Source organism: Vibrio hippocampi (assembly GCF_921292975.1).
Classification (GTDB): domain Bacteria; phylum Pseudomonadota; class Gammaproteobacteria; order Enterobacterales; family Vibrionaceae; genus Vibrio; species Vibrio hippocampi.
In genome coordinates, this window is record NZ_CAKLCM010000003.1 from 955,916 (window position 1) to 968,374 (window position 12,459).

The following is a 12,459-nucleotide window of genomic DNA, read 5'->3' on the forward strand; positions in this document are numbered from 1 at the left end:
TACTGTGCTTAGTTTTCGATGAGAGTCGAAGCTTCGTTTGTTGCCTGTTGTTCTTCACCTTTGTAGAACAGTTTGTACAGTGCTGGCATCACGAACAGTGATAGGAAAGTCGCGGCGGCGAGTCCCCCGATAATCGTTGCTGCCATCTGGTCGAACAGTAAGTCGGTCATTAACGGAATCATACCCAACATCGTGGTTAGTGCGCCCATTGAGATTGCCATGGTGCGGTTCATCGTGGCTTCTTTAATGGCACTCGATAGGTCAGCGCCGTTTTTGCGTTCCAGCTCAATCTGGTCAATCAAAACAATGCCATTTTTGATGATCATACCGGACAAACAAATCAGTCCGACTAACGCCATGAATCCAAACGCTTTATCAGATATCAGTAGCATGGCTACAACACCTGTTAACGCCAGTGGCACGGTGCCAAAAATAATCACCGGTTGCTTAAAGCCGTTAAACATCGCCACCATAATCACCACCATCACTAACATCGCAGCAGGTAAATTGGACAAGGTATCAACAATTGCTTTGTTTTCGTCGTAGTATTCACCACCCCACTTCAAGGTGTAACCATAAGGTAATTCAATCGCTTCAATGGCTTCTCGGCTATATTCACGCGCTAGTGCGACTGTTGTGCCCTCAACGCCCGCTTGAACGGTGATAGTCGGTACACGGTCACGACGCCAAATCATCGACTCTTCCATTTTCAACTCAAAGCCATCAACAACTTGCCCCAGTGGCACCGTGTGAACACCCAATAGTGACTGCACAGGAACTGAGTTCAAATCCGCCAGCGTGACATCACGACCACGTACTTGGATTGGAATAATTTCATCTTCAAGTTTCATTTGGCTAATCGGGAAGCCGTCTGATACGCGTTTCAATGCCAAAGCAATGTCTGTGCGGTTAATACCCGCTCGACGCGCTTGGTCTTCATTAATTAATGGTTTAATCACCTTACTTGGCTGACGCCAGTCATCACGAATGTATTTGGCATTTGGGTTTTGCTCTAGTATCGCTTGCGCTTGCAACGATAACTCTTTCAACACTTTCGGATCGGGACCGCTAAAGCGCGCTTCGATGCTATATTTGTCTGAAGTCGCAAGTTTAAGCGCTCTAAAGCGAGGCTCAGCTTGTGGGAATTCCGCTTTCAGCCAAACATCACCACGTTCGATTAATGGTTTAATTGATGCATAGTCCACGGTGTTAATCAGGATCTGTCCATACGCCGAGTCAAAAGGTTCTGGTTCAACCGTTACTGAGAAACGTGGCGCACTTGCCCCAACATAAGTAGAGAAGTTCTTCACTTCAGGTTGCTGTAGTAGCCAGTCCTCGATCTTCATCATGTCCTGTGACGTTTGCTCAATTTGCGCACCATTCGGTAGCCAGTAATCAAGGAACACCATTGCTCGGTCAGACGTTGGCATAAACACAACGCGAACTTGTGGAATAAGCGCAACCGTAATCATAATCAGTGGAATAACCGCAGACAGACCTTTTTTCGGGTTCTCAACCATCCAGCTCACCGCTTTGCGATAGCCAATAGCAAATTTTGACTGTTTTTTCTCTGCCGTTTGGGGCACAGGTTTAATCCAGAACCAACACATAAGTACCGTCACTGACACTGCCACCAACCATGAGAACATTAACGAAGACATCATGATTTGAGGTACCGACTCTGAAAACTCAGACGCATCGGTATTAGAAAGGATGACCGGTAACGTCCCCATTGCGGCAATTACTGTCGCAGCAAATAGAGGTAGCGCTGTTTCTTTGACCGCTTCAATGCCCGCTTTGGTTCTTTCAATGCCCTTGTTCAGTTTTACCGTAAATAGGTCAACAATCACGATGGCGTTGTCCACCAACATACCAAGTGCAAGGATAAAGGTACCCAATGAAACACGCTGCAAGTCTATTGACATCATGTTCATAAACACAAGGGTACAAAGAATGGTAATCAACAAGCTAGAGCCAACAATCATGGCGCTCTTAACACCCATGAAGACCCAAAGCACGGCAACCACAATCAGGACACTTTCTAGAAGGTTACTGACAAAATTATTGATTGATTTGGTCACTTCGTCCGGCTGGAAGGCAATATCTTCAATCTCAACACCCAAAGGTAGCTTCTGTTTGAAGTCGGCAATGGTTTCGCGCAGTTCGTCACCTAATGAAACCACGTTCACGCCCGGTACTGGGCTCACTGCAAGGGTAATCGCATTTTGACCGTTGAAGCGGCTAATGCTTAATGCGGGCTCTTGATAACCCATTGAAATATCCGCAATGTCACCCAAACGAATCAGACCGGTACTTAAACCGCCAACACCACCTTTAATCATAAAGTTCGCGACGTCTTCAACCGATTGGAACTCACTATTTTGTTCCATACGAATACGCTCGATACCCGCTTTGAAGTGACCCGCATCATAAATCGCATTTTGGCTATTAAGCTGACTAATGACTTGCGCCGCCGAGAGTTGGAACTGAGCTAAGCGCTCTTCAGGAAGTTCAATGTTCACCACTTGTTGCTGAACACCGTGCAGTTCGATTTTCTTGATCCCTTTCACCGCTTTTAGGCGACGTTGAAGCTCTTGGGCGTGATCTTTCAATTCTGACATTGGAATACCGTCACTGGTCATCGCGAACAACATTCCATACACCTCTGAAAACTCATCCTGCACCACACTGATTTGCGCAGTTGCGGGCAGTTGGAGCTTACCGTCACTCACTTTACGGCGCAGTAAGTCCCATTCTTGCGGTAACTGTGAAGACTGGATGTCTTCACGCAAGTCAACGAATATCATTGACATGCCCGGCGTTGAAAGTGATCGCAATTCGTCCAGTGACGCCATTTCTTGAAGTTTTGTTTCGACTTTATCGGTGACCTGCTCTTCCACCTCTTTAGCGGAAGCACCAGGATATAAGGTGACAATAACCGCACTTTTGACTGTAAAGGTAGGGTCTTCCAACTTACCGAGTTTAAAGTAAGAAGCGACACCCGCGATAATACAAAGAACAGTGAAAAACGCGACGAAGGTTCTTTGTCTAATAGCAAATTCTGCAATATTCATCATCGGCTCCTTAGTCTTTGTCCACTACGATGAGGTCACCCACCATTTGGTTTGGTTTAAGGAAGCCGACACCTGCCGTAATAACATTGTCACCCGATTGAATAGCTCCACTTACACACACATCATTGCCTAATAGGTGCTTAACTTTTACCGGTGTTGCTACTGCTTTTGAATCTTGAACGACATAGACACTGTCCGAACCTTGATATTGAAATAGCGTTGAGTAAGGCAAACAATGTACATCGGCAGCGGTATCAAACTGGGCTTCAACGATCACCGATTTTCCTGGTAGCAAAGTGGCTTCGTTTTCATCAAGCTCGAAAACCACGGAATAAGTTTGCTTAATTGGGTGAGGCACCGTGCCGATTTCCGTCGCGACGGCCGAAAGGCTTACCTCAGCACTATGCCAAAACACCATCGCCGTTTGACCATAATCGAAACGCTCAATCAGGCTTTCTGGTACGTCTATTTCCGCTTGAAGCTTAGAAGGCTTATGAATTTTAAAGGCAGGAATGCCCGGCAGAACTTGTTCAAACTGTTCACTGTTTTGTTCACCAATGACACCGTCAAACGGGGCAATCAACGTGGTATAACGAATCGCATCTTCGGCTTTTTTGATGTTTTGCTGAACCACTTCTATCGCGGCTTTAGTGCGTTCATAACCACTTTTTGCACGGTCAAGATTCACGGTTGCAATCGCATTGTCTGCTATCGCTTGTTTTACGCGGCGTAGTTCAGAACTTGCCAGTCGGTGGGCAGACTCAGATTCACTCAAGCGAGCCTGTAGCTCCATCAGTGCAACTTGATAGTCGTGCTGATCAAGTTGCGCCAGTTTGTCGCCTTTTCTGACCATATCACCCGGTGCAACATACACCTCGGTAATGGTGCCCGGTACGCGGAAAGCAACATTGGCTTCGTCTACGGACTCAAGGCGTCCGGCAAAAAATTGTTGATACGTCGAATCTTGAGCACCAAGTTCCACCACATTAACTGGACGTGGTGACTTATCGACAACTTTCACTTCTTCTTGGCTGCAACCCGTAATGGCGGCAGCAATAGCAAGTGCAACTAGGGTATTTTTTGATTGGCTTTTCATAATCATACCTTCAGTTTTGGGTTTAGTGTGAATTGTCGGTGAACCGCAGTTGAGTTCACCGAACCCGTTTCGTATTTGATGAGGTAATTGTGGGGGATGAAGGTAAAAGCCGATACTCGGGGAGTTACTAGTCACACCTGTAAAAATTACTAGTCGTAAGGCGAATTGTTTCTAACCAGCCGCAAAAATACGGCTGACTTGCCCAAGAGAAAGTCAGCAAAAAAGAGTCGGTGATGACCAATAAGTCGCTATCACATAAGTTGTCATGGCATAGATTGCCATGACAATAGTTACAGCAAGGGAATGAAAATCAAATCGGGTCCGTCAACGCGAGACCGATACCATAGCGACGTTGAGAGTGGTTATAGTCAATCAATGACTCTCCATAACCATCGGTATATTGAATGTAGCCTCGTAGACGCTTCCAGATAGGGAACGTGACACCCAACTCAACAAACCCTTTGTGGGTCGAAAAGTTATTACGAACCAAACCGAACAGTTTTATGTTCTGATATTTGTACGCCGCGGTGGCTTCAAAGTTGCCCATGTAGTCGTCGATATCTGGATTGTCGTCATCTTCTGCACTTTCACTTATTCTTACCCAAGGTCGAATGGCAAAGGCCGTATTGTCTTGCTCCCATAGCGCCAGTAAATACGCTCTATTCCAACTTCTTGATAGGGGCTCACTTCGACCATTGGATTGGTGTTCAACCCCAGCACCCCAAGCAAACTTGTGGTCAAAGTGGGTCCAGTTAGTCGGTGCCGCATAGAACAGCTCAGGCTGGTAATTGGTCTCTCTAAATGGCGCTGAAATGTCATCCGAATAAATTTGCCACCAAGATTGAGCGGTAAAGCCAAAGTAAAGTGCATCACCTTCAACAAACATATCACCATAGTTAAGCGGTACTTTTATACTCAGTTGGATCTTGGCTTCCTGATCATCAAAGTTCTCCTGCCAGCTCGGATTGCTGGTGTACGCCTCTCTATTGATCGAATTCGTTTTGGTATATGGAAGGATATAGTTCATTTTGTGCGGTGTAAGCACAAACGGGTTATCTTGTGTCTCATGTTCAAGTTGAAGTCGTTCTTCTACCGCTGACAGTTTGGCGGGTTCTCCTTCATCGTGTTCATTACTTTCATGTGCCACTAAAGAAAAACTCACAGGAAATAAAACGCAGACTTTAACAATATTTCTATTTATACCTTTCATATTAAACTCTCTAAATTTGGACACGTTGTTATTTATTCTATAGAGCAAATATTAAACAATATCAATAAATACCTTAACTAGTAATACTACTAATTAAGTTGCTTTACCTGACGAGTCATTAAGTTATTTATCCTGACTAGTAATTTTACCTAGGTTCACTAGTAACTTTTACAGTTATTGCAAACAAAAAAACTTGCGATTATAGCGTCAAGCCAAAAGGGACAACGCATAAAACCCTGGCTACCTATTTTAAGCCACGTTATATATTTAGGATGTAATTATGAAAAAGTTAACCACTATCTCTACGCTTCTGCTTACAGCACTTGTTACCGCACCTACCTACTCGTCGGGTTTCGATGTGGACTGGTTTGTTGGTGCCGGTGTCGGTTATCAAAATGACGATGTAAGCGGTGTTAACGCAAGCAACGGTGAAGATGCCACCTTTGAAATTCGTAGTGGTGCAATTTTGCAACAACACCACAGATTATCAGCCACCTATGGTTACATGGATAAACTTGAACAGCACAAATTCCTAACGTCATACGACTACCTACTGCCTGTCTACGACAATATTAACCTGTTTGCTGGTGTGTCATTAGGCGCTGTAGACAGTGACGTGGCAAACGAAAGCTCGACTGAATTTGTCTGGGGCGGTCAAGTCGGTGCGATGTATGTCATTAATGATAATTGGACCACTGAAGTGTCTTATCGATATTTAGCACAAGACTTTGAAGAGAACCATGTGGAAATCGACAACTCTCAGCAAGTAATGGTTTCCGTCGACTACCATTTCTAACAAGAACATACATTTAAAGAGGGTAAATCGCGCTCTTTAAATAATACACCTGATCTATTGACAATCATATAATTTGTAAGTTTCTAGTCAAATTTACCGTTAACGAATGCAATATTTGAATCATAATTTATAGCCAATAATGACTCTCCATTAATATTTGGCTCAATCACTTTTTAATACCACATTTATATTTAGGATTTTATTATGAAAAAGCTAACAGCAACCTCTACATTACTTCTAACCGCTCTTGCGACAGCACCAACATTCGCTTCAGACTTCGGTGTAGATTGGTTTGTCGGTGCCGGTGTCGGTTATCAAAACGATGACGTCAGCGGTCACAACACAACCAACGGCGAAGATGCTTCTTTTGAAATCCGTAGTGGTGCCATTCTTGATGACAGTCACCGCGTAATGGCGACCTATGGTTATATGGATAAGCTAGAGCAAAGTAAGTTCATCGCCTCTTATGATTACCTACTGCCAGTTCACGAAGACATCAACTTGTTTGCTGGTGTTTCGTTAGGCGCTGCAGACAGTGAAGTGGCAGACGAAAGTGCAACAGAATTTGTTTGGGGTGGTCAAGTCGGCGCAATGTACGTTATCAACGATAACTGGACCACTGAACTGTCGTATCGCTACCTTGCACAAGACTTTGAAGAAAACAATGTAGAAATCGATAGCACTCAACAAATTATGGTCTCTGTCGACTACCGCTTCTAAGTTTTGCGCGCGAGTAGACAGAAAGAGTGAGCATTTAGCTCACTCTTTTTTGTTAACACTAAAAACAAATGCGGTCATAATAGGTCAAAGTGCCGCTCCAACGATATAACGACTCAGCACCATACGTCATTGTCAGCATAAATGCATACGGCTTAAGGCTGTTCCTGCACGGTATTTGTATGTATTCACTTATCGTATGGAAGCATACTTAACCCGTCATCGCGCTCAATTGCCGTTGTCGATATAATCACCGCCTGCCCTCACTAGATCGACCAGTGATTGACATTCCATCAGGGCGTACGTCAATGCAATACCAACGAAAGAGGAAGTTGAACCATGCCCCACCCAGAAATGAACCTGATTTATGGCTCTGCTAAAGTCTGTGACAGTCACATTGTCGAGATGAGTGAAGAGCTCTGTCATCTTCTTGGGGGTGTCCAACAACCAACCACGCTACCGCTGTCGTTGATTGATCTGTTTGCTGACACAGAGAGAGAACGAATTGACGCCGAGATTGCACTGATTCTGCAAGGCAATACGACATCTCAACCACAACTTCTCGACATGAAGAATCAATATCTAGGGACTATCCCAGTACTACTGATTCTTAACAAAACAGAGTGGCTTAATCGACCTGCTGTAGAGATGACGATCATTGACATACAGTTTACTTACTCACAGTGCCTAAAAGCTCGAGAACAAGACCAGATGTTTCGCGATATGATCTTACACTCTGCTCAGGGGATACTTGTCCACAGAGCATTTAAGCCACTCTTCGTCAATAACTCCTGGGTGAAACTGCAAGGCGGCGATTCGGTTGAGCAAGTCCTCGACATGGAAACCATTCTGCCACTGCTGCCTAGTCATGTGATCGAAGGCGCTCAACAGCGATATGCCGAACTAATAGAGAGCAAGCATCCTAAAGCGAGCAGTGTTGTGAAAAATATTGGCTTAGACGGCATCAGTCGATATTTCAATATCTATGACAACGTTATTTACTGGCAAGGAGAATTGGCGGTGCAAGTGGTGCTTGAAGATGTCACAGACAAAGTGGCGTTGGAAAATCAGCTTAAATACCAAGCCAATCATGATGATCTCACCGGACTGTTGAATCGCAGAGCCGTTTATAGTTGGGCACAAGATCAGATCACCCAGCACTCACCACTCACCTGCTTACTAATGGACATAGACAATTTTAAGCAGATTAATGATACCTATGGTCACGGTGTCGGCGATGATGTCATTCGAACGTTATCGAATATCGCCAATGAGACCATCGCGAGTGTCGGTGGTATGACGGGTCGCTGGGGAGGCGAAGAGTTTATTGCTTTTGTTCCCCAACTATCCATGCAGCACATACAATGTGTAGCGCAAACCATCTGTGAGAAGTTCAGAAATACCCACCTTTACAGCGCTCACAATCAGGCATTTAGCGCGACGGTAAGTATTGGTATTAGCTATATGGATACAGTAAGTGAAGACCAATGTTTAGATGCGCTTGTGCAACGAACAGACCGTTTGTTGTACACCGCCAAAGCCAAGGGTAAAGATCGCGTTTGCATCAAAAATCGCCGACATGAACACTTACTCGCGATCTAGATGGTGAAATGATGCCATCATCGATTCCAACAGTGGCACCAGTTTAGACTCCAGCTCACTATACGCAATATAGGTATATTGAAGATTCGGGGTAAATGATGCGCGACTAAAGTCATCGACGTAAGGACCAATCACCACGACTCTGTACGCGAGGATTAAATCAGATTGCGCAAAAAAATCACGGAACCATTTGCTGTCGAGTATGAGCCCATGGATGCCTTCGTCACTGTCAGCGACGTCAATTTGCCCGTAATTCAAGTGTATTTCGCTCAGCCGAAAGCATAAATTTTTTACCGCAATAAACAACCTTTCATCACCAATAAATTGAACCTTCATTTTATGTCAATTCTCCATTTACTATGATCAGATTGTCGCCGTGTTCAATGATTTGGGATACTCGAAAAATTACTAGTTTGTATCACGAGTATTTCCTTTATGATCGGCTGAACAATCACTTGAGAGTTGAAAGTGATAACGCTACAGTGATGAGTATCAGGATACAAAGGAAGTAGCTATGACACCGAAAACGGTATTGCTTGCAGACGACCACACGATGGTCGCTGAAGGCATTAAAAATTTACTGGCGAGCGAATATGAAGTGGTTGCCATCGTCGAAGACGGCAATGCCTTAGTTCAAAAAGCAAAAGAGCTAAAACCAGACATCATCGTTTCCGATATTTCAATGCCAATCATGAACGGCATCAACGCAGCCGAAAAAATTATCGCGACCAACAAAGAGGTAAAGATCGTTCTGTTAACGATGCACCCTGAGCTTAAATATGCGATGAAAGCGCTGGATATTGGTGTCCACGGATACTTACTAAAGCACGCGGCTCCAGAAGAATTGCTCACCGCCATTAAAACCGTGCTGCTTAATAAGACCTATATCACTCCAACGCTCGCCGCAGACATCATGGATGCTTACAAGAACAATCAAGGAAAGGCAGAAGACCCACTTGATATTCTGACCTCTCGCCAAAGACAGGTTCTACAGCTTCTTGCCGAAAGTCACTCAGCCAAAGAAATTGCCAATATCCTCAATGTCTCAAGCCGAACAGTTGAGTTCCACAAATATAAGATGGTAGAAATACTCAAGCTCAATAGTGCCAGTGAGCTGGTTCCTTTTGCCATCAAAAACGGCTTGGTGTAACCCGCTAGATTGCAGACGCTAAATTGCAAACACTATTTTGCGTACGCTATATTACAAACGCTATATTTAAGCCGCACTATTTAAACGACATAATATGACAACAGAGCCTCGACAAAACAGTGTTCAGGCTCTGTCAATTGCTTCGTTGCTTTATAAGTAATGTAAGCATTCTCTTGGCTAGAAAAGCTCTGTTCAAACAACGTGACCGCAGCTCCGTTTTTCACGGAATCATTCATCACAATATCAAAGTTCCACGATACCCCAATATCGTTTAACAAGGCATCTCGTGCTTTAATCGCATCATCGACTATCAGCGTTGGGTTAACTTTGAGTTCATGAAATTTATTGCCCATCTTATAGTGCCATCGACCAATTTCTTTGCTAGGTTGCTGAATCGCAATACATGGAATGCCAGTGTGCAGAATATCTTCCGGGTGTTGAATCTCTGGGTAACGAGTTAACAATTGAGGCGGCGCATAAAAATTTCTCTCGGCTTGCAGGAAGTGAATCACGCAATTGTTTCTCGTCTCCATTTTGTGACTCTGAAGCCTTAGCACTTCCCCCACTTTGCGGTGTTGCTCTCGATTGGTTAGCGAACGCACCTCCAAAACCACGTCAGGGTGCAAGGTTCTAAAGTAAGGAAGAAAATCATTCACCAATAAAGTAGCAATAGGTTGAAGGGCTTCGACCACGACATGACAAGGGTTCTCCGACTCTTGGGTCGCAAGCTTCTTCAATGCATTCAAGCTCTGCTTTACTTCAATCGCTCCACTTAGAAACTGCTCACCAAATTCTGTCAGCACAACGCCAGCTTTCGAGCGCAAAAACAGCTGCGATCTGATTTTTCCTTCCAGCTCTAAAATTCTACGACTCACGGTGGGTTGCGGAATATTCATCGCCTCAGCCGCGTCACTGAAGCTTGAAAAATTCGTGACCTCCACAAAGAACAACACCTCTTTACTCTGAATTTGCATTGATTGGCACCAAATAATGATTACTGTCAATTATGCTAGCCTGTTGTGGTTGCCAATACCCCTCGGGAATTTACTAGTGTTGAGTGAAAGCGTTCAGTGCTGACGTCAATGCCCAAACCGCTCACTGGTATTTATTGTTTCACCGACTAGCAATTTTACGAGCTGTGAATTTCTTGCCATGACTTAAGATCTAACCAATCCCAATTTTGTTACCCAACAGAATACATATTTATCCTTATTGAGGAGAAAGGTTATGAGTCTAGTCAGCGTTCCTTTTGTCGACAGTACCAGCGATATTGTGCTTCATGGCATTGCAGCCTTCGTCCTGATAGTGTCCGTTTGCGCCGCCGCTATTGCGTTCTGGAAACTACACGAACTTCCCATTCATAAAGCTCATGCTAGTGAACACCGCCAGTTAGGGCTTATTACCATACTCACCTGGGTTGGCTTTGTCTGGCACTGGGTTTGGGTTCTCGCCATCATTATCGCTTTCCTCGATGCTGAGCAAGCCATCATTCGTCTGCGCGATCTATGGCATGGTGATGCCAAAGATGCGAAATATTCACTGGATGAAACTCAAGGAGATAAATCATGTTAGAAGGTCTGGCTATTTGGTCACTATTTATCTATATCCTGCGTCTGCTTGGGATCCCATGGAACAAACCGTTCAAGCTGTTTGCCTATATTGGCGGCGGACTTTGGTTAGGCTTTGTTTGGATCGGGCTCATTAATTACACTCCGATGGATTTATCTGGCGGTTCGGTTGTACAAGCGCCACATGTCCAACTGAGACCGGGCAATACGCAGATCAAAGGCAAGGTTCATAAGATACATATTGAACCCAATTCAAAGGTAGAAAAAGGACAGCTCATCTTTGAGTTAGATTCTGAAATTTACCAGATCCGCGAGCATCAAGCAGAGACCAAGAAACAAGCTGCTGAAGTCGAATACATGGTGGCTAAAGAGGAAATCGAACTGTCTCAGACGCAATATCAAACCGGTTTGATTAATCTTGAGATCTCAAAGAGCAACCTCGATTCAGCGAAAGATGACCTCGCATTGCAAACTAATACACTGAATCGCTATATCGCCCAAAACGACAAGGTGAAATACACCATTACCGAGCGTGTAATGGACGAGCAACGTACCAAGGTCTCTCTGGCGAAGAACAATGTTCAATCTCTTGAAAATGAAATTGCGCGCAATCAGGTACAAGTCACCGAGTCAAAAATCTATATCGAGAAAGCAAAGCTTAACGTTCTCAATGCAGAAGCGACATTGAACACTGTCAAAGAAGAACACGCACAAGCGCAATGGAACTTAACCCAGACCAAAGTGTATGCCCCTTCAAATGGTTTTGTGACCAACTTTATTCTGCGTGAGGGTCAATATGTGGGTATCCTTTCGCGTATGCAGATGTACACCGACGAAAAGTACGTGCTGATGCGAGTGAACCACCAAGCGATCAGAAACGTCAAAGCAGGTCAACTGGCTGAGTTTGCTTCCCCAGTCTACCCAGGCAAAATATTCTCTGCCGAAGTTCAGGGCATTGTTGAAGCGACGGGAGAATCCGAAGCGGGAAGTATGGGGCGTGAACTATCGGTGTCTAAAACGACACTGCAGAATGTGAAAAACAAATACCACTTTGTGCGTCTAAAGCTAAACGAACCCGAGGGCTATGACATTCCCGTTGGCGCAGTCGGTCTTGCATGGATAAGCGGCGAAAAGCCAAGCCATGCTCTCTCATTCCTTGATGTTATCCGTGGCATCATCATCCGAATGAAAGCACAGATTTACTACTTTTATTCAGTATAAATGAGTAAATCGAAAAACCGCCCAC

Annotated in this window: 11 protein-coding genes; 6 read left to right on the forward strand and 5 right to left on the reverse strand. The window is 44.5% G+C overall.

Annotated elements, in window-relative coordinates; translation table 11 throughout:
* Positions 1-8 precede the first annotated feature (8 nt).
* The 3 genes from L9Q39_RS17395 to L9Q39_RS17405 form a co-directional block, all read right to left on the reverse strand.
* A complete protein-coding gene (locus tag L9Q39_RS17395; protein ID WP_237486351.1) occupies positions 9-3,074 on the reverse strand; it encodes an efflux RND transporter permease subunit in 3,066 nt (1,021 codons plus the stop codon).
* Between the two features lie 10 nt (positions 3,075-3,084).
* Entirely contained in the window at positions 3,085-4,170 is a 1,086-nt protein-coding gene (locus L9Q39_RS17400; protein WP_237486352.1) for an efflux RND transporter periplasmic adaptor subunit, read from the reverse strand.
* Between the two features lie 310 nt (positions 4,171-4,480).
* Entirely contained in the window at positions 4,481-5,380 is a 900-nt protein-coding gene (locus L9Q39_RS17405) for a phospholipase A (RefSeq protein WP_237486353.1), read from the reverse strand.
* 280 nt (positions 5,381-5,660) lie between these two features.
* On the opposite strand from L9Q39_RS17405, the gene L9Q39_RS17410 reads away from it, so the two are divergent.
* The 3 genes from L9Q39_RS17410 (at position 5,661) to L9Q39_RS17420 (ending at position 8,495) form a co-directional block, all read left to right on the forward strand.
* Positions 5,661-6,176: an outer membrane beta-barrel protein gene (locus tag L9Q39_RS17410; protein WP_237486354.1), complete on the forward strand. Its 516-nt coding sequence runs from the start codon at positions 5,661-5,663 to the stop codon at positions 6,174-6,176.
* A gap of 204 nt (positions 6,177-6,380) precedes the next feature.
* Entirely contained in the window at positions 6,381-6,896 is a 516-nt protein-coding gene (locus L9Q39_RS17415; RefSeq protein ID WP_237486355.1) for an outer membrane beta-barrel protein, read from the forward strand.
* Between the two features lie 336 nt (positions 6,897-7,232).
* Positions 7,233-8,495 (forward strand): sensor domain-containing diguanylate cyclase, encoded by a 1,263-nt coding sequence (locus tag L9Q39_RS17420; protein ID WP_237486356.1) that lies wholly within the window; start codon positions 7,233-7,235, stop codon positions 8,493-8,495.
* On the opposite strand, the gene L9Q39_RS17425 is transcribed toward L9Q39_RS17420, so the two are convergent.
* Entirely contained in the window at positions 8,481-8,753 is a 273-nt protein-coding gene (locus tag L9Q39_RS17425) for a hypothetical protein (RefSeq protein WP_237486357.1), read from the reverse strand. The two genes, L9Q39_RS17420 and L9Q39_RS17425, sit on opposite strands and share 15 nt — an antisense overlap.
* Positions 8,754-9,009: 256 nt before the next feature.
* Here L9Q39_RS17425 and L9Q39_RS17430 point away from each other — a divergent pair, with 256 nt between their 5' ends.
* Complete coding sequence (locus L9Q39_RS17430; protein WP_237486358.1) at positions 9,010-9,645, forward strand: response regulator; 636 nt, start codon at positions 9,010-9,012, stop codon at positions 9,643-9,645.
* Between the two features lie 80 nt (positions 9,646-9,725).
* On the opposite strand, the gene L9Q39_RS17435 is transcribed toward L9Q39_RS17430, so the two are convergent.
* Positions 9,726-10,619: a LysR family transcriptional regulator gene (locus tag L9Q39_RS17435; RefSeq protein WP_237486359.1), complete on the reverse strand. Its 894-nt coding sequence runs from the start codon at positions 10,617-10,619 to the stop codon at positions 9,726-9,728.
* 253 nt (positions 10,620-10,872) lie between these two features.
* On the opposite strand from L9Q39_RS17435, the gene L9Q39_RS17440 reads away from it, so the two are divergent.
* Both L9Q39_RS17440 and L9Q39_RS17445 read left to right on the forward strand, forming a co-directional pair.
* Positions 10,873-11,217 carry an MFS transporter gene (locus L9Q39_RS17440; protein WP_237486360.1) on the forward strand — a complete coding sequence of 115 codons (345 nt, stop codon included), beginning with the start codon at positions 10,873-10,875 and terminating at the stop codon, positions 11,215-11,217.
* Positions 11,211-12,434: an HlyD family secretion protein gene (locus tag L9Q39_RS17445; RefSeq protein WP_237486361.1), complete on the forward strand. Its 1,224-nt coding sequence runs from the start codon at positions 11,211-11,213 to the stop codon at positions 12,432-12,434. Before L9Q39_RS17440 ends, L9Q39_RS17445 begins: the two co-directional genes overlap by 7 nt.
* The last annotated feature ends 25 nt before the right edge of the window (positions 12,435-12,459 follow it).